Source organism: Devosia sp., assembly GCF_028290645.1.
Classification (GTDB): Bacteria; Pseudomonadota; Alphaproteobacteria; order Rhizobiales; family Devosiaceae; genus Devosia_A.
Window position 1 is genome coordinate 1 of record NZ_JAQGJL010000139.1, and the last position, 18002, is coordinate 18002.

Below are 18002 nucleotides of genomic sequence, written 5' to 3' on the forward strand. Positions count from 1 at the left end.
CTTTTGAATGGTATCGAGATAGGCCTGGAAGGTCATGGCGAAAGCCGGCTCCTGTTCCGGTCACGAGATCGTAACATTGCGCGCCGAGGTTCAAAGCCTTATTTGCTGATCGCAGCGAGGTGAAGCATGAGCGTTGCGGAGCGCAGAAGGTCGGTTGGAGTCAATGTCGGTGGCGTGATGGTGGGCGGCGGCGCCCCGATCGTCGTGCAGTCGATGACCAACACGGATACCGCCGATATCGAGGCGACGGTCAAGCAGGTGGGCCAACTGTGGCGCGCCGGCTCGGAGATCGTCCGCATCACGGTCGATCGTGACGAGAGCGCCGCCGCCGTGCCCCACATCCGCGACAGGCTCGCCCAGCGTGGCGTGCCTGTGCCGCTGGTCGGCGATTTCCACTATATCGGCCACAAGCTCCTCACCGATCATCCGGCAGCAGCAGAGGCGCTCGACAAGTACCGCATCAATCCGGGCAATGTCGGCTTCAAGGCGAAGCGCGACACCCAGTTCGCCACGCTCATCGAGCTCGCGATCAAATACGGGAAGCCAGTGCGCATCGGGGTCAACTGGGGCTCGCTCGACGAGGAACTGCTGACCCGGCTGATGGACGAGAACTCGAGTTCCGCCACTCCGGTCTCGGCCGCCGCCGTGCAGCGCGAGGCAATCATCCAGTCGGCGCTGCTTTCGGCCGAGCGTGCCGAAGAGCTCGGGCTGGGGCGCGACCGGATCATCCTCTCGACCAAGGTCTCGGACGTCCAGCATCTGATCGCGGTCTACCAAGACCTCGCGGCGCGCTGCGATTACGCGCTGCACCTGGGACTCACCGAAGCAGGCATGGGCTCGAAGGGCATCGTCGCCTCCTCCGCCGCCATCGGCATCCTCCTCCAGCAGGGGATCGGCGATACGGTCCGCGTATCGCTGACACCGGAACCGGGCGGCGATCGCACGCAGGAAGTGCGGGTGGCGCAGGAACTGCTGCAAACCATGGGCTTCCGCCAGTTCCTGCCGGTGGTCGCAGCCTGCCCGGGCTGCGGGCGCACCACGTCGCAGACCTTTCAGGTCCTGGCCAAGGAAATCCAGGATCACCTCAGCTCCTCCATGCCGGAATGGAAGGAACGCTATCCCGGCGTCGAGGCGCTGTCGGTCGCCGTGATGGGCTGCATCGTCAACGGCCCGGGCGAAAGCAAGCAGGCCGACATCGGCATCTCGCTCCCCGGCACCGGCGAAACACCGGCCGCCCCCGTATTCATCGAAGGCCAGAAGGTCGCGACGCTTCGTGGCGCCGATGTCGCCGACCAGTTCAAGGTGATGGTTGCGGACTATATCGAGAAGCGGTTCGGGGCCACCGCCAAGACGCCGGAACCGGCGAAATAGTCACCGTTCCCGCTCGGCGAAATACCGCCCCGTAGCCCGCAGGCCTTCGGCACGACTGTCGAACGACAGCAGTGCCGTCAGGGCATCGTGGATAAGTTCAGCCAGTTGCCGTTGTGCCGCTTCGACGCCGATGCGGGCGACGATGGTCTGCTTGCCCCTGCCGGCGTCCTTGCCGGTGGGCTTCCCGAGGATTTCGGGGGCGGCTGTGACGTCGAGGATGTCGTCGGCGAGTTGGAAGGCGCGGCCAGCGGCCTCGGCGTAGGCGGTGAGGTGGGCCAGCGCCTCGGCATCGGCCCCACCGAGCACGGCGCCGATGCGGACCGCGGCGCGGATCAGGGCACCGGTTTTCATCGCCTGCATATCGGAAATGGCACGTTCGGTGAGGAAGCCGGTTTCGCCTTCGATGTCGCGCATCTGGCCCCCGACCATGCCCCCGGCGCCGGCGCCGGCTGCGAGTTCCGCGACAAGGCGGATACGGACAACCGGGTCCGGGTGCGTGGCCTCGCCGGCGAGCAGGCCAAACGCGTGGGTAAGGAGGGCGTCGCCGGCGAGTATTGCGGTGGCGTCGTCATAGGCCTTGTGGACGGTAGGCTGGCCGCGGCGCAGGTCGTCATCGTCCATGGCGGGCAGATCGTCGTGGATCAGCGAGTAGCAGTGGATCATCTCGACGGCGAGGCCGGCGGTGATGGTCGCGGCGGGCGGCACGCCGAAGACGCCTGCGGCTTGGCGGACGAGCAGGGGCCTGAGGCGCTTGCCGCCGTTGAGGCTGCCATGCCGCATGGCGGCGACGAGGCGCTCGGGCGGCATGCCAGGGGTGGCGAGGCGCGGTGCCGTGAGCAGGGCGTCGAGGGCTTGCTCGATGTCGACGGCGGTGCTGGCGAGTTCGGCGGGGAAAGAGTAGGTCACGGGCTGGTTCCGGCGGAGTCGAGCGGTTCTACGCGAAGCCGCGGAACTTGCCAATTTCGCCCCTTCCCATCTGCCCAATTCTGCTCTATAGCACCCCGCAATTCCCGACAGACCCTGTCTGTTAGACGCCGGAACGCCTTCGGCGAAATGTTATTGAACCAGGAGTAACAACCATGGCAGTGCCAAAGCGCAAGACCTCGCCGATGAAGCGCGGGTTCCGCCGCTCCGCCGATGCCCTCGCTGCCCCCGCCTATGTCGAGGACAAGGATTCGGGCGAATTGCGCCGTCCGCACCACGTGGATTTGAAGACCGGCATGTATCGCGGCCGGCAGATTCTCCAGCCCAAGACGTCGTAAGCCTTCGGGCCGGCGCTCCCTTGCGCGACACACATTAAGATTTTGCGGCCGGCTCCCACACAGGGGGCCGGCCGTTTCCATTTGGTTCAGAGGTTTTCCGGCATGGGCACGCGCGTCGAATCGGATTCCATGGGCACCATCAATGTGCCGGCGGAGAAATACTACGGGGCGCAGACCGCCCGTTCGCTCGCCAATTTCGACATCGGCGGCGAGAAGATGCCAGCCGAGATCATCCGGGCCTTCGGCATCCTGAAGAAGGCCGCGGCGCTCGCCAACCACAAGCTCGGCCTGATGGACGCAGCGACACGCGACCTGATCGTCGCCGCCTCGGACGAGGTGATCTCCGGCAAGCTCAAGGATCATTTCCCACTCGTGGTGTGGCAGACCGGCTCGGGCACGCAGTCCAACATGAACGTCAACGAGGTGATCTCGAACCGCGCCATCGAGATGGCCGGCGGGACGATGGGCTCGAAAAAGCCGGTCCACCCCAACGATCACGTCAACATGAGTCAGTCCTCGAATGACACCTATCCGACCGCGATGCACATTGCCGCAGTCGAGGCGATCGAGGGGTATCTGGTCGATCGCGTGATGCTTCTTAGGAACACGCTCGACGGCAAGGCCACCGAATTCATGCATGTGGTCAAGATCGGCCGCACTCACCTGCAGGATGCGACGCCGATTACGCTCGGCCAGGAGATTTCCGGCTGGGTGGCGCAGCTCGACCTGGCGCTGAAGGCCATCCGTGCGACGCTGCCACAGCTCTACGAACTGGCGCTCGGCGGCACCGCCGTCGGCACCGGGCTCAACGCCCACCCGAAATACGGCGAGACCGTCGCGGCCGAGATCGCGGCGCTGACCGGCTATCCGTTCGTCACGGCACCCAACAAGTTCGCGCTGATGGCGGGGCACGATGCATTCGTCGGCTCCTCGGGGGCGCTGAAGCAGCTGGCGGCAGCGCTGATGAAGATCGCCAACGACGTGCGCTGGCTCGCCTCGGGCCCGCGTTCGGGGCTGGGCGAGATCACCATTCCCGAGAACGAGCCGGGCTCGTCGATCATGCCGGGCAAGGTCAACCCGACGCAAGCCGAAGCCACGACCATGGTGGCGGTGCAGGTGATGGGCAACGACACGGCGATCGGCATTGCGGCGAGCCAGGGCAATTTCGAGCTCAACGTGTTCAAGCCGGTGATCGCCTACAACTTCCTGCAATCGGTACGGCTCCTCGCCGACGCGGCAAAGAGCTTCAACGATCATTGCGCGGTCGGCATCGAGCCCGACCGGGCGCGCATCAAGCAATTGGTCGACCAATCGCTGATGCTGGTCACCGCGCTCAACAGGAAGATCGGCTACGACAATGCCGCCAGGATTGCCAAGAACGCCCACAAGAAGGGCACAACGCTGCGCGAGAGTGCCATCGAGCTCGGTCTTTTGACCGGCGAGGAGTTCGACGCCGAGGTGAAGCCCGAGCAGATGGTCGGGCCGCTGAGGGTCTAAGACATGGTCGGGCTCCGCGATTGGGCCCGCGCCCTCAAGCGCGACGTGATCGCCCTGTGGCTGGCCCGTCGCGATCCGCGCGTTCCGTGGTACGCCAAGGCGCTGGCCGCGCTCGTGGCTGGCTATGGGCTCTCGCCCATCGACCTGATCCCGGATTTCATCCCGGTTCTCGGGTATCTCGATGACGTAGTCCTGCTGCCGCTGGGCATCTGGCTGGTCCTGCGGCTGATCCCTCCAGAGGTGATGGCCGAGCACCGCGCGGCGGCCGAGGCGATCGTGGACAAGCCGGTCAGCCGGAAGGCGGCGACCGTCATCGTCCTGGTGTGGGCAGGGGCCGCTGTCGTTGTCGCATGGGTGGCATGGGGGACATGGCATCGCTGAGCGGGGTGCACAGGATCGCGTCTCAAAACTCCGCGTGACCCCTAGTACCGGCCGCCCGGCTTTGGCATTGTCGCGCACCAACCTTCGAGGATCGCGCCATGTCCGACAGCACCGTGTTCATTCCGCCGGGCCGCCGCGCCAGCCGGGGCGCGTTCATTCCGCCGCTGCTGATCATCCCGCTGATCGCGTACAACTTCTTCGCCTTCCTGTTCATGGGCGGCAATCCGGCGGCCTGGAGCCAGCAGCTGCTCACCATTCCGATGGTGTCGGGGGTACAATGGTCGCTCACCGCCGGCGACCTGATGCTGGTCATCGGGCTGATCTGCCTGTTCTTCGAGGTGCTGAAGTCTACCAATACCGGGCGCAGCTCGGTGGTCGAGCACATGCTGTCGGTGGTGGTGTTCGTGATCTTCCTCGTCGAGTTCCTGCTCGTCGGGGCGGCCGCCAGCTCGGTGTTCTTCATCCTGATGATGATGTCGATCGTCGACGTGGTGGCGGGCTTCACAGTGTCGATCACCGGCGCCGGGCGCGACGTGTCGATGAACTGAGGCTTCGTGCCTCAGGTGACGATGGTCGTCCGGTAGCCAGCGGGCACGCGCCGGACGGCGATCTTGCCGCCATTGGCATAGGCGTCCACCGCCTCGCCGACCGCAACGCGGCGGCGCTCCCGCTGCGGCGGCAAATGCTGGCGCTCGGCGATCAGCTGGCTGAGGAAGTCGACGCTGGCCGGCGTATTGGCGGGCTTCAGCCGCTCGCGCGGTGCGTCGAGCACCACCGGCAGCCTGAAGACCCTCTTGTCCGTCCCGTTCTCGTCCATAGCCTCGGCCTGGTTGTGCCGATCCGCAGCGCCTGTGTCATTGCGGGACAGCTGCGACCGGGCCCATGCGAGGAAAGTCGCAACGGCCGGCCGAGGTTGCAATATTTCGTTAGGATTTTCCCGCCCTTCATCAAGAAAGGGTTAACCGCATGACGTGTCGGCGGGTACCGGCTCTTGCGACCTCGACGAAGCCAAAGTCCTCAAACAGCGGCACGAAACCCATGTGGCGGTAGCTCGGGGAGCCGGGCGCCACCGGGTAGGCTTCGAGGATATCGGCCTTGTGCTTTCTGGCGTGGGCGATGGCTGCAGCGACGAGTTCGCGGCCGAGACCCTCGCCACGTTGCTTGCGCGGCACGAACATGCAGGTCAGCGACCAGATGCTCTCGCCCTCCGCCGCATCCGGCCCACCCAGCCCGCGGAAGGTGTCGCGCGGCGCGACGGACACCCAGGCCTCCGGTTCGCCGTCCTCGTAGCCGAGAAGGCCGACGGGCACGCCATCCGCGATGCGGCCGAGCATTTGCTGCTTCCGTGCCGGGCCCTTGCTGTCCTTGAGCTCCTCGGTGGTGGCGCGCCAGACCATGCACCAGCAGTAGCTGGGGCTGCCGCGCGCACCGAACAGTGCCTCGAAATCCTTCACGCTCGCCTTGGTGACCGGCTGGAAGGCGAGGCGTCCGGGCATGCTACTTGAACTCGTCCTTGGCCTTGCGCAGGGCGCCGAAAACCTTGGCGGGCGGGGTGTCAGCGGCAAGTCCCATAGCCTTGGCGAGGGCCGGCTGATCGGCCCGGAGGAACGGGTTGGTGGCCTTCTCCATGCCGAGCGTCACCGGGATGGTGAACTTCCCCGCTTCGGTCATGCGCTTGACCTCGGCGGCCCGAATGCTGAGCGCTGGGTTTTTGGGATCTACGCTCAGCGCGAACAGCGCGTTGGCCGCGGTGTATTCATGGCCGGGATAGACCAGCGTGTCGTCGGGGAGGGCCCTCAGCTCCTCGAGCCCGTCCCACATCGGCCCGGCCTTGCCCTCGAACATGCGGCCGACGCCGAGCGAGAACAGGGCATCGGCGGAGAACAGGTGCCGACCGGCCGGATCGTAGTAGACGATATGCCCCAGCGTATGGCCCGGCGTCTCGATGACCAGGAAATCGGTTTCGCCGAGCGACACCGTATCGCTGGCCGAAACCAGCACCTCTAGGCCGAGGATCTTCGATTGCTCGGCCTTGGGCCCGACGACCCGCACCCCATATTCACGCTTGAGTACCGGGATACCTTCGACATGGTCGGTATGATGATGGGTGATGAACAGGTCCGTGAGCTTCCAGCCGCGTCGGTGCAGCGCCTCCTTGATCGCCTTGGCGTCCGGCGCGTCGATGGCTGCGGTGCGGCCGCTGGCGACGTCGTGGACGAGGTAGCCAAAATTGTCGGCGCGACAGAGGAAGGTTTCGATCAACAGGGGCACGTCGGGTCTCCGGATGGTGCCGCCAAGGTGACAAGCGGCAACGAAGCATGACAGAAACTAGATAAGGTTTTCGGACAACGCCATGACCTCACACGTCGAGCGGCTGATCGGCTTCTACAAGTCGCCCTTGGGCAAAATCTCACGCGCCCTGCTGCGCGAGGAGATCGTGCGCTTTGCCGGCAATGTGCGTGGCCAGCGCGTGCTCGGGCTGGGCTTCGCGACCCCCTACATGCGCTTCGCGCTCGATAAGGCCGAACGTGTGATTGCCGCGATGCCGGCGCGACAGGGCGCTTCGGCATGGCCGCGCGAGGGTCCGTCGCACACGGTGATGTGCGATCCGCTGGAGCTGCCGCTGACCGATGCGGCGGTTGACCTGATCATCGCGGTTCACGCCTTCGAGCATGTGAGCGACACCGAGGAGCTGATGCGGGAACTGTGGCGGGTGTCGGCGCCGAACGCGCGGCTGATCGTCGTCGTCCCCAAGCGCCGCGGCACCTGGTCGTCGATCGACACCACGCCCTTCGGCGACGGCCATCCATTTTCGCGTGGGCAGCTAGAGCGGCTGCTGCGCGACCACAGCTTCGTGCCCGAGCAATGGCGCGATGCACTCTACCTGCCGCCGTCGCAGCACGCGCTGGTGCTGAAATCGACGCGCTTCTTCGAACGCGCCGGGCGGCTGTTCGGTCCGACCTTCGCAGGCGTCCATTGCGTTCTGGCGCGGAAGGAACTGTTCCCGGCGGTGCCGAGGCGGAAGAAGGCCGAGCGGCTAATCCGCGTGCCGGCCATGGCGCCGCAGGCGGCAATGGAGATGCCGGGGGAGCGATAGCATCGAGCGTGTGGCTACCCTCGCTCCCTCCCCCTTGTGGGGAGGGAGACGACGGTGGCGGGGTCGCTCCAGCCGCCATGCTAGACTACATCGCGCTCTCGGCGCTGACCGCCGGCCGCAGGTGCAGCGACACTTCACCCGACCAGGGCTCGGTGACGCCGCGACCACCGCCGAGGTCCTCGAGCAGCGATCGCTGGCGGTCGAGACTGGCGATCATCTCGGGGCGGGCCCGTACCAGATCGGACATCTCGGCCCATTCGCCGACTACGATGAAGTCGCGCTCCCCAGTCTTGACGACCCAGAAGTTGCGCAGGCCGGTCATCTTCAAGCTCTCAAACTCCCGGTTGATGGCGAGGAAGTCTTCCTCGCGGCCCGGTTTCACCCGCATATGCACGATGTTCATTGCCGTCATCGGATCCTCCTCCGTCTCGACATGCCGTCGCCCGCTCATCCTAGCAGAGCGCGCGCCACGCGGCCGGGATTCCTTTGCAACGCCATGCGCCTTCCCCTAAGGTCCGGCCGATTTTCGACCCGGCCCCCAAGTGAAATGACCGATACCCCAGACCGCCCTGTCCCCCAGCCCGGCATTTCGAGGATTGCGCCCTATGTGCCGGGCCGTTCCGACACGCCGGCCGGGGTGAAGCTGGTGAAGCTGTCGGCGAACGAATCCCCGCTGGGCGCCAGCCCTAGGGCGATCGAGGCGTTCCGCTCGGTCGCCGGCAGGCTGGAGGTCTATCCGGAGGGCTCGTCGCGCCAGCTGCGTGAGGCGCTGGGTGAGGTGCACGGGCTCGATCCCAACCGGCTGGTCTGCGGCTTCGGCTCGGACGATCTGCTGCATTTGCTCGCCCAGGTCTATCTCGGCGAGGGCGACAAGGCGGTGATGAGCCAGTATGGCTTCAACGTCTACCCGATCATCACGCGCGGCGCCTCGGCCGAGATCATCATGGTGCCGGAGCAGGACTTCCGTGCCGATGTCGACGCGCTGCTCGCCGCGGTGACCGCGCGCACCCGGGTGCTGTTCCTCGCCAACCCCAACAACCCGACCGGCACATATCTCAGCGCCGGCGAAGTCGAACGGCTGCATGCGGGCCTAAGGCCCGACATCCTGTTCGTCCTCGATAACGCCTATGCCGAGTACGTGACGGCCGAGGACTATTCGGTCGGGACCGAGCTGGTGGACAGCGCCGAGAATGTCGTCATGGTGCGCACCTTCTCCAAGATGGGCATCGCCGCCGAGCGGGTCGGCTGGATGTACGGCCCCACGCACATCGTCGACGCAGTCAACCGTATCCGTGGGCCGTTCAATGTCTCGCTCTCGGGGCAGGCGGCCGCTGCAGCCGCGGCGCGCGATGTCGAGTTCACTGCGAAGCTCAGGGCGCATAATGCGAAGTGGCGGAACTGGCTGACGCAAAGCCTCAGTTCCAACGCCATCCACGTTCCGCCGAGCCAGGGCAATTTCATCCTCGCGCTGTTCGAGAATGTCGAAACCTCAAAGGCTGCATTCACCGCGCTGCGTGACAAGGGCCTGATCGTGCGCGAGATGCACGGCTACGGCATTCCGCAAGGCCTGCGCATCTCCATCGGGCTCGAGGAGCACATGCGCGCGGTGGTCGAGATACTGAAGGCATTCGGGGCGCCGGGAGCGAGGGACTGATGTTCGAAAAACTGACGCTGATCGGCATCGGCCTCATCGGCTCGTCCATTGCGCGGGCGGTGCAGCAGAAGGGGCTGGCGAAGACCATCGCCATCACCACGCGCAAGGCCGCGACGCTCGACGAAGCGCGTTCGCTGGGGCTGGGCGACATCTATACCCTCGATGCGGCCGAGGCGGTGGAGGGCGCGGACCTCGTCATCCTCTGTACCCCGGTCGGCGTCTATGCCGACGTCATGGCGCAGATCAGCGGGCATCTGGCGCCGCGGGCGATCCTCTCGGACGTCGGCTCGGTGAAGGGCGCAGTGATGAAGGCGCTGGAGCCGATGGTGCCGCAAGGCGTCCACTTCATCCCCGGGCACCCGATCGCCGGCACCGAGCACTCGGGGCCGTCCGCCGGTTTTCCCGACCTGTTCGTCGGACGCTGGTGCGTGCTGACGCCGAAGCCGGACGTCGACACTGTGGCCGTCGATCGGCTGATCTCGTTCTGGGGCGCGCTCGGCTCCAATGTTGAGGTGATGGATGCCGGCCACCACGACCTGGTGCTGGCGATCACCAGCCACGTGCCGCACCTCATCGCCTACAATATTGTCGGCACGGTCGCCGATCTGGAAGCGGATACGCAGTCAGAGGTGATCAAGTTCTCGGCCTCGGGATTTCGCGATTTCACCCGTATCGCCGCCAGCGACCCCGTGATGTGGCGCGACGTGTTCCTCACCAACCGCGACGCAGTGCTCGAAATGCTCGGGCGGTTCCTTGAGGATCTGGCGCGGCTGCAGCGCATGGTGCGGGTCGGCGACGGCGAGGGGATGCAGGAACTGTTCACCCGCACCCGCGCCATCCGCCGCTCGATCATCACCGCTGGCCAGGAAACCGCAGCCCCCGACTTCGGCCGCCCCCACGGCACGCCCGAGACTGTGGCGTTGGTACAGCCACAGGATGTGCCGGATGACGCCGTGCGCGAGCACGGCGGCGGGGAGGACGCCTGAGACAAGCACGGGCCCATCCCTATCGTCACCTCTCCCCCGAGGGAGAGGTGTCAGAACAACGGCAGCAACTGCGCGAACGGCACTGCCAGCAGCTTCACCTGCCCGTCGGTAATGGTCAGCGTATTGCTGAAACTGCCATCTTCCTCCGGCCGCCCGCGCAGCAGGGCCAGTTGCACCGTCGGCAGGAAGTGGGCCAGGCGCTCGAGCACGCCCTTGGTGGTGTAGTTGATCTGGCCCTCGGGATAGCCGCCGCCATTGAGCTTCAACTCGCCGGTGATCTCGAAGCGCTCGTCGGGCACTGCCTGGCTGCCGGCCAGCCTGGTGAGCGTCAGCGTGCCGCCGGCCGCCTGCCAGCGCCGCAGCGCGTCGGGGTCGCCGAAGGCGCGGAGGTCGTCGGGCACGCCAGTGAGTTGGGTTTCGGCGGTGAGGTCGGCCCCCGCCACCTGGAGACCCGGCAGGTCGAGTGCGGTAGCGGCGAGGTAGCCCATAAGCCCCGAGGTCCCGGCGGCCTGGTCGTGCTGCTGCGGGTCGTCGATCAGGTGGGCTTCGAGATGCTTGGCGCGCGCCTCGACGATCTCGCTCGCGACCGTGTCGGTCAGCGTCAGGTCGTCGGCAACCACCGAGAAGCGGCCGATGCGCCAGCCTTCGCCTCCGAACCCCTTCATCAGGTCACCGGCGGTGAGCCGCAGGCTGCCCTCCATGCCGCCGAAATCGAGCCGCCGCTTGCTGCCCGAGAAGGCGTCGGCATAGGCCAAGGGGGCTTTGGCCGAAAAGATCACGTGGCTGGGATTGTAGACCAGCACCGAGGCCTTGAGGCCGGCGAAGGTGGCGGTGACGTCGCGGTCGACCAGAGTCGCATCGAGGCACTCCGCATCAAAGCGGAACGGGAAGCCGGAGACGTCGAAGGTACCGCAGGTGAGTTTGGGCGCGCTCTCGCCGTCGGCCTCGGCAAGAAGCCTGACCTGACGGCTCGCCTCGCCGACGGCCCAGAACCAGCCGGCGGTCCACAGCGCCACCACGACGACGACCGCGATGGCAAGCCAGAGGAATTTCCGCAATGTCAGGTCTCCCTTCCGGCGCACCGATTGCGCGGCGCGGACCGTATCGGTAGGAACGTGACCGCGGCAAGGCGGACAGGGCTCTCGTGCAGCAGATTTCGACCCATTGGGTATTCGGCTACGGCTCCCTGATCTGGCGGCCGGGATTTGCCTTCATTCAGCAGATGCCAGCGCTGCTACGCGGCGTGCATCGCCGGCTCTGCGTCTACTCCTACCGGCACCGCGGCACGGAAACGCAGCCGGGGCTGGTGTTCGGCCTGATGCCCGGCGGCTCATGCCGCGGCATGGCGTTTGAAGTCGCAGATGCGGACTGGGCCGAGGTGCACGCCTATCTCAGCGAGCGCGAGATGGACCGCGGCGTCTATCGTGAGGCGGTGCGGCCGATCGAACTCGCCGATGGCACGGGGGTGCCGTCGCTGGCGTTTCTCGCCGATACGCGGCACGTGCAGTATGCGGGAAAGCTCGCCATCGCCGAGCAGGTGCGGATCGTCCGGGCCGGGGTCGGCGAGTCGGGCGCGAACCCGGAATATGTGCTCGAGACCGCGCAGCGGCTGCACGAACTGGGGATCACCGACCGCTATCTCGACGAGGTGGTCGCCGCACTGGGCAGGGTGGATGTGCCAGTAATGGTGAAGAGCGCCTAGGGCGACTGTCCCGCGGCTCATCTCCCTGACCGAGTGACCGCTGGCGCCTGCAACATCGGTGAGGGGCTTGCCGGGAGTTCGTCCTATCCCGTCGACGAGCTATGCCGCGCTCAGGCCCAATACCGGCTCCGCGCCCTCGAGGTCCCACACCACAGTCAGCCGTTCGATCGCATCGGCGCTGGTTTCGACATGGAACACCCGGTCGGCGCAGTCCATGGCGAGGCGGAAGCGGGCGCGGCTGACATGGTCTTCGACGAGATCGGCAGCTCCGCCGGCCCACAATACATGGTGGCCCAGCGCGATCAGGTAGAGCTCATCGCCGCGGAAGCTGAAATCCTCGAACCTCAGCGGCTCGAGTGCATAGTAGCGCCCGGAACGGCCGCGCCAGTTCACCGGCCGCGGAGCCGCCTGCAGTAGCGTACGATCCAGTGTCGGCACCATGTCCCCGGCTCCTTCGATACCCCAGGCGAAAGAGAACGAAAGTAGAACGAATTTGAGTCAAATGTCAAGCGTCGCCCTGCATTACAACTACATGTATGGGCTGCATCGTATGAGCCGTCAAGATGTAGTGGTTTCGACGGGGCCCGGCGCTACGCCTTGTTTCAATGCTTCCAGTTTTTCGCGCAGCTCCGGCCTGATCGGGCGGCTCAGGCCCTCGTCATAGGCGGTGAGGATCAGTCGGTTGGTTTCGCCCTCGATGGCGGCGATCAGCCGGTTGCGGAATTCCTCGGGCGGTAGTCCCGGCGGGATGGCGGGGAGGAACCGGGCGCGCGCCGTTCCGGGCCACAGCAACAGGCTGTTGCGGCCCCAGAACAGGCCCGAATTGAGCGCCACCGGCACCACCGGGACGTTCAGCCCCTCATAGAGCCGCACCACGCCGTAGCGATAGTCGTAGGGCTCGAGCGGCGCCTTCCGGGTCCCCTCGGGGAAGATGATGATGCGCGCGCCGTTGGCCAGCGATTTTCGGGCGTCGTCCAGCATCAGCGGGATGGCCTCCCCGCCCTTCGAGCGATCGACCCGGATGGTATCGAAGGCCATCGCCGCCTGCCCGAAGAAGGGGATGTCCATCAGCTCCTTCTTGGCGATGAAGGCCGGGCGGTGGGCACCGGGCAGCAGCGCGAAGATGTCCCAGTCGCTCATGTGCTTGGAAGCGATGATGCAGGGACCGGCGGGAATGTTCTCCATGCCTTCGACGTCGGTCTTGATGCCGGCGAGCAGGCGCAGCGCGAGGATATGGGAATGGATCCAGTAGAGCGCGAGGGTCCAGCCGAATCGCGTCCGGCCCCGGAGCACGGCGCTCACCCCTATCAGGATGGCGAGCACCACCGTCTGCAGGTAGAAAACCGCATAGAACAGCAGGGAGCGGAACGCCTGGCCGAGCAAAACTGGTTCTCCTCATGTACCCGGCAGGGTGCCTGCGACTCGGCGAGGGGACAAGGATAAATCGGAGCGTGGGGGTGGCCCACGCTCCAGCTTACGACGTCTTCTGCAAAAACCGCCGCACCGTCAGCCGCGACGTGATCGCCGTCAGCGCCGCGATCACCGGCACCACCGCCAGTATCCCGAACATGCCGTCGATGCCGAGCGCGAAGCGGCCGAACAGGATGCCCAGCTGCTGCCCCGCCTCCTGCGGCACCATCGAGGCGGCGGCGACGCCGACGAGGAGGAAGAAGACGAGCGCCCCGAGGCCGCCGATGATGCCGCCACGGAAGCCGATGGTGAGGAATCGGCCCTGGAACTCGCCCGCGATGAAGCTGTTCGAGGCGCCGATGAAGTGCAGCACGTCGACGATTTCGCGGTTCGACGCCATGGTGCCGCGGGTGGCGAAAATGATCGCCAGCACCGTGGCGACGACGATCAGCGCCAGCACCAGCAGCCCCGAGGCGACGATGGTGCCGGCCATGACATTGAGCTGCTGGCGCCAGGCGGAATGGGTGTCGAGGCTGGCGCCCTTCACCGCCTGGAGGTCGCGTTCGAGCGTGCCTATATCGGCCTCGGCCGGGTCTGCGAGCTGCACCACCACCAGGCGGGGAATGTCGATGGCAGTGAGATCGAGCCCGGCCCCGAGCCAGGGCTCGAGCAGTTTCTGGCTCTCCTCCAGCGTCAGCGCCCGCGCCGACGCGACCCCCGGCGTCGCCTCGGCCAGGGCGACGGCGGTGCGCAAGTTCGAGTCCATCACCTCGCCCTCGACCGGGCGAATCTGGATGGTCATCTCGCGGCCGACATCGGAGGACCAGGCGATGGCGGATTTCTGCACCAGCACCACCCCGCCCAGCGTCACGCCGGAAAGGAACGTCATGATGGCGATGAGCAGCACCAGGGTGCGGCCGGAGACCGAGCGCTCCGGAACGATCGCCGCGGCGCGCTCGCGGTTCTCGATGCCGGCGAAGCGGGGAAGCCTGAACTCAATCGCCAAAGACGATCTCCCCATCGGTCAGCACCATGCGGGGGAAGGGGAAGTTGTCGAGCAGCGGCAACTCGTGGGTGGCGAGGATGATGGTCGTCCCCATCTTGTTGAGTTCGGCAAAGAGCCGGACGAGGCGCAGCGACAGTTCGGGGTCCACATTGCCGGTGGGCTCATCGGCGAGGAGGATGTCGGGCCGGCCGATCACCGCACGGGCAATGGCGGCGCGCTGCTTCTCGCCGCCCGAGAGCACCGCCGGCAGCGCATCGAGCCGCTCCCCGAGCCCCACCCATTCGAGCAGTTCGGTGACATTGGCGCGGTAGCTCGATTCTGGTTCGCCGAGGACGCGCAGCGGCAGGGCGACGTTCTCGAAAGTGGTGAGATGATCGAGCAGGCGGAATTCCTGGAACACGATGCCGATATGGCGGCGCATCTGCAGCAGCGCATCCTGGTCCAGCGACGAGGTGTCCTTGCCGAACAGCGTGACGCGGCCGCGCGTCGGCCGGAGCGACAGCAGCAGCAGCTTCAGCAGCGAGGTCTTGCCGGAGCCCGAGGGTCCGGTGAGGAAGTGAAAGGTGCCGGGTTCGATGCGGAAGTTGAGATCCTTGAGGATCTCGGGGCCCTGCCCGTAGCGCAGGCCGACATTGGAGAATTCGATCACCGGGCTATCCGCTCCGAATCAGTATTGACGCATCATAACAGCGGCGCCCCGCACCAGCCGGGTTCTCCCCCACAATTCAGCCCAAATCTTGGTCGGACCCCGCAGATTCGGGCGGCAGTTTGCCGCGCTTCACCGGTTTGAGGTTCGGGGAAACTTAACCGGGCGCCGCTAGCATTCCGGCCATGCGTTCGCCCCAGCCCCTGACAGTCGTCATCGCCTGCCCGCATTGCGGGACACGGTACCAGGTGCCGCCTGAAACGCTCGGGCCTACGGGGCGCAGGGTAAGCTGCGCGCATTGCGGCAAGGCGTGGCTCGCCGAATCACGCCCGGTCGCCCCTGCACCCGAAGAGGACCGGCTGTTCTCGCCCGACGAGGAGCAGGCGCTCGATCGCGAATTCACGGCCATCGAGCAGCGCACCGCGATCGTTGAAGTTCCACGCGGCATGATGCCCGACGGCGGGCCGCCGCCCGAAATGGTCCGCACCATCGCCGAGATCAAGGCCGCAATCGCGCCGCGAACCACGGTCGAGCCGCCGGCTGAACCGCTGCCGACCCGGGAGCAAAAGCTTGCCAACGGCAAGCTCGAGAAGCGCCAGCGCGCCGTAGCACAGAAGCTGCCTGCAGCGCGGCTGTTCCGAGCCATTCGTATCGCCGCGGTGCTGCTCCTCTGTGCGCTGATCGCCGGCGGCCTGATCTTCCGCACCGAGATCGTCAAGGCGGCGCCCGACATGGCCGGTGTCTATTCGGCGCTCGGGCTTGGAGTGAACGTCGTGGGGCTCGAGTTCTCCGATGTATCGACCCTGATGAGCCGGCGCGGCGACAGCGAGGTGATCAGCGTCACCGCCACCATCCGCGGTGTCGAGCCGCGCCGCGTCGTGGTGCCGCCGGTGGTGGTGAGCCTTCTCGATGTCAACGGCGCCTCGATCTACCAGTGGAGCGTGATGCCGTCCGCCAGCGATGTGGAGCCGGGCGAGGCCATCGCATTTTCCGCCGAACTGGCCGCGCCACCCAAGGGGGCGACACAGCTGCGGCTGGGCTTCGCCGATGGCCGCCCCCGTGGCGAGGCGACGGCTGCCGTGAGCACCCAATCCAATACTCAAGAAATCGGACACTGAACGGGACACCGATGGCCAGAATCCTGATTGCCGAAGACGATGACGGCGTCCGCGCCTTCGTCACGCGCGCCCTTGCCCATGCCGGGCACGAGGTTGTGGAAGCCGAAGACGGCGGCCTCGCCTCCGAAGTGATGCTCGAGGAAGCCGGCCGCTTCGACCTCTTGCTCTCGGACATCAAGATGCCGGTCATGGACGGCATCGCACTGGCGCTCAACGTCGCCTCGTCATGGCCGGAAGTCACCATCGTGTTGATGACCGGCTTCGCCGATCAGCGCGAACGCGCGCACGGCCTCGACCAGCTCATCTACGACGTGATCCCAAAACCCTTCACGCTGCAGCAGGTGCTGGAGAAGGTCGATGACGCACTGGCCGGTAGGCCGCCGGAAATCGTATCGCTGGCGCGACAGGCGATGATGGGGTGAGGGCGCCCTAGGGTACCACCTCCAGTACGCGCACGTCGAAGCGCTCCGCCTTCTCTTCCATGAAGCGGAGAAACCGCAGCCCCTCTCGCTCGACCTCCGCGACGTCGGTCTTCCTGAGCTGGTGATAGGGCGACACGGTCAGCACCGCGGCGCCCTTCCTGCTCTCGATCGCCCAGCCGGCCGAGATGATGCCGTCGACCAGCACCGCCGGTTTCACGTCGCGGACGAAATCGCCCCGCTTCTCGTCGTCCTCGGCCAGCATGCGGCGCCGGTTGTCGTAGCCGAGGAAGGCGTTGTCGTAGAGCGGCATGAAGCGCACGGGGGCTGGGGTATCGGGGTCGGGGCGTGGCGCGTCCGGGAAATCGAACAGCTCACGGCCATCGAGAGCGGTGAAGGTCACGAGTTCGCCGCGGATCGATTCGAACACCTCGCCGAGCTTCGTGAGCCCGCACCAGCTCTGCATGTCGTTGACACTGGCCGGCCCATAGGCGGCGAGGTAGCGGCGGACCAGCGTCGTGAGATCGAGGTTGCTCGTCGTCACCGGCAGGTACCTCGGCGCGCGGGCCAGCAGCGGCGAGTGGCCGGAGCCCCAGATGCGGGTCGGCGGCACCTGCACAATGATCTCGCGGATCTGCAGCAACACCGTCATCGCCAGCGGCTCGGCGGTCGGGAACCGGTCTCTCAGTGCCTTGCCGACATCGCCGGCGGTCATCGGTTCACGATCAATGACCTCGATCGCGGCGGCGAGGACTTCGGCCTGATCGTTGTCGCCGAAGCGGCGGCGGAAGTTCGATTGCCACATGCGCTCAAGCACCGGGCGGATCAGCTCGCGAATGCCGATCAGGTCCGGCAGCGAATGGAGATGCAGCGTGCCGCGCATGGTTGTGGCGCGGGCCAACTGCCTGCCAACGATCAGCTCCGTCAGCGCCGCGTGGGTGAAGCCCTCGAGCCGCGACCACAGGCCCTGATACGGCCCTTCCGTCACTTGCGCCTGCAACCCGATCAGCCACTCGACGGCTTCGACAATGCCCATGCCGCTGCGCTCGAGCAGCATCTGGCGGGCGAGCGTCGCTCGGTTCAACTGGCGGTCAGTGAGGGGCTGGCGGCTCATCTGGCGTCTCCATTCCGGCTTGGGACGAGACTGGCGCACGGTCCTGACACGGGGTGTCAGCAGCGAATCTGGCTCAGATCACGCCCAGTCGGGCACGCTGTCGAGCGCGATCAGTTCCTCGATTGACTTGCGCGGCCGGATCACATGCCATTTGCTGCCATCGACCAGCACTTCCGGCACCAGCGGGCGCGAGTTGTAGGTCGAGGCCATCACCGCGCCATAGGCGCCGGCCGACATCACCGCAAGGAGGTCGCCTTCCTTGACGCCCTCGATCTTCCTATCCTGGGCGTGGAAATCGCCGGTCTCGCAGTCCGGGCCGACCACGTCGGCGGTGATCTG

The 18002-nt window shown here is 66.2% G+C and carries 22 protein-coding genes and 1 pseudogene; 11 read left to right on the forward strand and 12 right to left on the reverse strand.

Features of this window, described 5'->3' with window-relative positions; all coding sequences use genetic code 11:
- Window positions 1-126 precede the first annotated feature (126 nt).
- Entirely contained in the window at window positions 127-1371 is a 1245-nt protein-coding gene (ispG, locus tag JWQ89_RS08005; protein WP_299639921.1) for a flavodoxin-dependent (E)-4-hydroxy-3-methylbut-2-enyl-diphosphate synthase, read from the forward strand.
- On the opposite strand, the gene JWQ89_RS08010 is transcribed toward ispG, so the two are convergent.
- Window positions 1372-2277 (reverse strand): polyprenyl synthetase family protein, encoded by a 906-nt coding sequence (locus tag JWQ89_RS08010; protein WP_299639923.1) that lies wholly within the window; start codon window positions 2275-2277, stop codon window positions 1372-1374. It abuts the gene before it with no gap.
- A 173-nt stretch (window positions 2278-2450) separates the two neighbouring features.
- Between JWQ89_RS08010 and rpmF the strand changes: the two genes are divergently transcribed.
- From rpmF to JWQ89_RS08030, 4 genes are all read left to right on the forward strand, one after another.
- Window positions 2451-2633, forward strand: coding sequence for a 50S ribosomal protein L32 (gene rpmF, locus JWQ89_RS08015; protein WP_299639925.1), 183 nt, complete (start codon window positions 2451-2453; stop codon window positions 2631-2633).
- A 102-nt stretch (window positions 2634-2735) separates the two neighbouring features.
- A complete protein-coding gene (fumC, locus tag JWQ89_RS08020; RefSeq protein ID WP_299639927.1) occupies window positions 2736-4130 on the forward strand; it encodes a class II fumarate hydratase in 1395 nt (464 codons plus the stop codon).
- 3 nt (window positions 4131-4133) lie between these two features.
- A complete protein-coding gene (locus JWQ89_RS08025; RefSeq protein WP_299639929.1) occupies window positions 4134-4511 on the forward strand; it encodes a YkvA family protein in 378 nt (125 codons plus the stop codon).
- 98 nt (window positions 4512-4609) lie between these two features.
- Entirely contained in the window at window positions 4610-5059 is a 450-nt protein-coding gene (locus JWQ89_RS08030; protein ID WP_299639931.1) for a hypothetical protein, read from the forward strand.
- An 11-nt stretch (window positions 5060-5070) separates the two neighbouring features.
- Here the strand turns inward: JWQ89_RS08030 and JWQ89_RS08035 are convergent, their stop codons facing one another.
- The 3 genes from JWQ89_RS08035 to gloB all read right to left on the reverse strand — a co-directional run bounded on the left by JWQ89_RS08035 (window position 5071) and on the right by gloB (window position 6782).
- A complete protein-coding gene (locus JWQ89_RS08035; protein ID WP_299639933.1) occupies window positions 5071-5328 on the reverse strand; it encodes a hypothetical protein in 258 nt (85 codons plus the stop codon).
- Window positions 5329-5458: 130 nt separating this feature from the next.
- Window positions 5459-6007, reverse strand: coding sequence for a GNAT family N-acetyltransferase (locus JWQ89_RS08040; protein ID WP_299639935.1), 549 nt, complete (start codon window positions 6005-6007; stop codon window positions 5459-5461).
- 1 nt (window position 6008) lies between these two features.
- A complete protein-coding gene (gloB, locus tag JWQ89_RS08045; RefSeq protein WP_299639937.1) occupies window positions 6009-6782 on the reverse strand; it encodes a hydroxyacylglutathione hydrolase in 774 nt (257 codons plus the stop codon).
- Between the two features lie 82 nt (window positions 6783-6864).
- On the opposite strand from gloB, the gene JWQ89_RS08050 reads away from it, so the two are divergent.
- Window positions 6865-7608, forward strand: coding sequence for a methyltransferase domain-containing protein (locus JWQ89_RS08050; RefSeq protein WP_299639938.1), 744 nt, complete (start codon window positions 6865-6867; stop codon window positions 7606-7608).
- 85 nt (window positions 7609-7693) lie between these two features.
- Here the strand turns inward: JWQ89_RS08050 and JWQ89_RS08055 are convergent, their stop codons facing one another.
- Window positions 7694-8020: a DUF718 domain-containing protein gene (locus tag JWQ89_RS08055; RefSeq protein WP_299639940.1), complete on the reverse strand. Its 327-nt coding sequence runs from the start codon at window positions 8018-8020 to the stop codon at window positions 7694-7696.
- 135 nt (window positions 8021-8155) lie between these two features.
- Here JWQ89_RS08055 and JWQ89_RS08060 point away from each other — a divergent pair, with 135 nt between their 5' ends.
- Both JWQ89_RS08060 and JWQ89_RS08065 read left to right on the forward strand, forming a co-directional pair.
- Complete coding sequence (locus JWQ89_RS08060) at window positions 8156-9262, forward strand: histidinol-phosphate transaminase (RefSeq protein WP_299639942.1); 1107 nt, start codon at window positions 8156-8158, stop codon at window positions 9260-9262.
- Complete coding sequence (locus JWQ89_RS08065; RefSeq protein ID WP_299639944.1) at window positions 9262-10248, forward strand: prephenate/arogenate dehydrogenase family protein; 987 nt, start codon at window positions 9262-9264, stop codon at window positions 10246-10248. The genes JWQ89_RS08060 and JWQ89_RS08065 overlap by 1 nt, the downstream gene beginning before the upstream one ends.
- A 50-nt stretch (window positions 10249-10298) precedes the next feature.
- Here the strand turns inward: JWQ89_RS08065 and JWQ89_RS08070 are convergent, their stop codons facing one another.
- Window positions 10299-11306 carry a DUF2125 domain-containing protein gene (locus JWQ89_RS08070; protein WP_299639945.1) on the reverse strand — a complete coding sequence of 336 codons (1008 nt, stop codon included), beginning with the start codon at window positions 11304-11306 and terminating at the stop codon, window positions 10299-10301.
- 86 nt (window positions 11307-11392) lie between these two features.
- On the opposite strand from JWQ89_RS08070, the gene JWQ89_RS08075 reads away from it, so the two are divergent.
- Window positions 11393-11950 (forward strand): gamma-glutamylcyclotransferase, encoded by a 558-nt coding sequence (locus JWQ89_RS08075; RefSeq protein WP_366143980.1) that lies wholly within the window; start codon window positions 11393-11395, stop codon window positions 11948-11950.
- 99 nt (window positions 11951-12049) lie between these two features.
- Here JWQ89_RS08075 and JWQ89_RS08080 read toward each other — a convergent pair whose 3' ends face one another.
- The 4 genes from JWQ89_RS08080 to ftsE form a co-directional block, all read right to left on the reverse strand.
- On the reverse strand, window positions 12050-12391 hold the full coding sequence (locus JWQ89_RS08080; RefSeq protein WP_299639947.1) for a hypothetical protein: 342 nt from the start codon (window positions 12389-12391) through the stop codon (window positions 12050-12052).
- A gap of 117 nt (window positions 12392-12508) precedes the next feature.
- Window positions 12509-13333 (reverse strand): lysophospholipid acyltransferase family protein, encoded by an 825-nt coding sequence (locus JWQ89_RS08085; protein ID WP_299639948.1) that lies wholly within the window; start codon window positions 13331-13333, stop codon window positions 12509-12511.
- 91 nt (window positions 13334-13424) lie between these two features.
- Window positions 13425-14366, reverse strand: coding sequence for an ABC transporter permease (locus JWQ89_RS08090; protein WP_299639950.1), 942 nt, complete (start codon window positions 14364-14366; stop codon window positions 13425-13427).
- Window positions 14356-15015 (reverse strand): cell division ATP-binding protein FtsE, encoded by a 660-nt coding sequence (gene ftsE, locus JWQ89_RS08095; RefSeq protein WP_299639952.1) that lies wholly within the window; start codon window positions 15013-15015, stop codon window positions 14356-14358. Before ftsE ends, JWQ89_RS08090 begins: the two co-directional genes overlap by 11 nt.
- A 182-nt stretch (window positions 15016-15197) precedes the next feature.
- On the opposite strand from ftsE, the gene JWQ89_RS08100 reads away from it, so the two are divergent.
- Together JWQ89_RS08100 and JWQ89_RS08105 are read left to right on the forward strand one after the other, a co-directional pair.
- Window positions 15198-16130 (forward strand): zinc-ribbon domain-containing protein, encoded by a 933-nt coding sequence (locus tag JWQ89_RS08100; protein ID WP_299639954.1) that lies wholly within the window; start codon window positions 15198-15200, stop codon window positions 16128-16130.
- An 11-nt stretch (window positions 16131-16141) separates the two neighbouring features.
- Window positions 16142-16552 carry a response regulator gene (locus JWQ89_RS08105; RefSeq protein ID WP_299639956.1) on the forward strand — a complete coding sequence of 137 codons (411 nt, stop codon included), beginning with the start codon at window positions 16142-16144 and terminating at the stop codon, window positions 16550-16552.
- 7 nt (window positions 16553-16559) lie between these two features.
- On the opposite strand, the gene JWQ89_RS08110 is transcribed toward JWQ89_RS08105, so the two are convergent.
- Both JWQ89_RS08110 and JWQ89_RS08115 read right to left on the reverse strand, forming a co-directional pair.
- Window positions 16560-17663, reverse strand: coding sequence for a winged helix DNA-binding domain-containing protein (locus JWQ89_RS08110; RefSeq protein WP_299639958.1), 1104 nt, complete (start codon window positions 17661-17663; stop codon window positions 16560-16562).
- A 78-nt stretch (window positions 17664-17741) separates the two neighbouring features.
- Window positions 17742-18002, reverse strand: a pseudogene (locus JWQ89_RS08115) (diaminopimelate decarboxylase); the annotation flags it as partial.

What these genes read in the sequence shown, in the direction of transcription:
- ispG (WP_299639921.1), top strand. Translation starts at nt 127, where the DNA reads ATGAGCGTTGCGGAGCGCAGAAGGTCGGTTGGAGTCAATGTCGGTGGC.
- rpmF (WP_299639925.1), top strand. Translation starts at nt 2,451, where the DNA reads ATGGCAGTGCCAAAGCGCAAGACCTCGCCGATGAAGCGCGGGTTCCGC.
- fumC (WP_299639927.1), top strand. Translation starts at nt 2,736, where the DNA reads ATGGGCACGCGCGTCGAATCGGATTCCATGGGCACCATCAATGTGCCG.
- JWQ89_RS08025 (WP_299639929.1), top strand. Translation starts at nt 4,134, where the DNA reads ATGGTCGGGCTCCGCGATTGGGCCCGCGCCCTCAAGCGCGACGTGATC.
- JWQ89_RS08030 (WP_299639931.1), top strand. Translation starts at nt 4,610, where the DNA reads ATGTCCGACAGCACCGTGTTCATTCCGCCGGGCCGCCGCGCCAGCCGG.
- JWQ89_RS08035 (WP_299639933.1), bottom strand. Translation starts at nt 5,328, where the DNA reads ATGGACGAGAACGGGACGGACAAGAGGGTCTTCAGGCTGCCGGTGGTG.
- JWQ89_RS08040 (WP_299639935.1), bottom strand. Translation starts at nt 6,007, where the DNA reads ATGCCCGGACGCCTCGCCTTCCAGCCGGTCACCAAGGCGAGCGTGAAG.
- JWQ89_RS08050 (WP_299639938.1), top strand. Translation starts at nt 6,865, where the DNA reads ATGACCTCACACGTCGAGCGGCTGATCGGCTTCTACAAGTCGCCCTTG.
- JWQ89_RS08055 (WP_299639940.1), bottom strand. Translation starts at nt 8,020, where the DNA reads ATGACGGCAATGAACATCGTGCATATGCGGGTGAAACCGGGCCGCGAG.
- JWQ89_RS08060 (WP_299639942.1), top strand. Translation starts at nt 8,156, where the DNA reads ATGACCGATACCCCAGACCGCCCTGTCCCCCAGCCCGGCATTTCGAGG.
- JWQ89_RS08065 (WP_299639944.1), top strand. Translation starts at nt 9,262, where the DNA reads ATGTTCGAAAAACTGACGCTGATCGGCATCGGCCTCATCGGCTCGTCC.
- JWQ89_RS08080 (WP_299639947.1), bottom strand. Translation starts at nt 12,391, where the DNA reads ATGGTGCCGACACTGGATCGTACGCTACTGCAGGCGGCTCCGCGGCCG.
- JWQ89_RS08100 (WP_299639954.1), top strand. Translation starts at nt 15,198, where the DNA reads ATGCGTTCGCCCCAGCCCCTGACAGTCGTCATCGCCTGCCCGCATTGC.
- JWQ89_RS08105 (WP_299639956.1), top strand. Translation starts at nt 16,142, where the DNA reads ATGGCCAGAATCCTGATTGCCGAAGACGATGACGGCGTCCGCGCCTTC.
- JWQ89_RS08110 (WP_299639958.1), bottom strand. Translation starts at nt 17,663, where the DNA reads ATGAGCCGCCAGCCCCTCACTGACCGCCAGTTGAACCGAGCGACGCTC.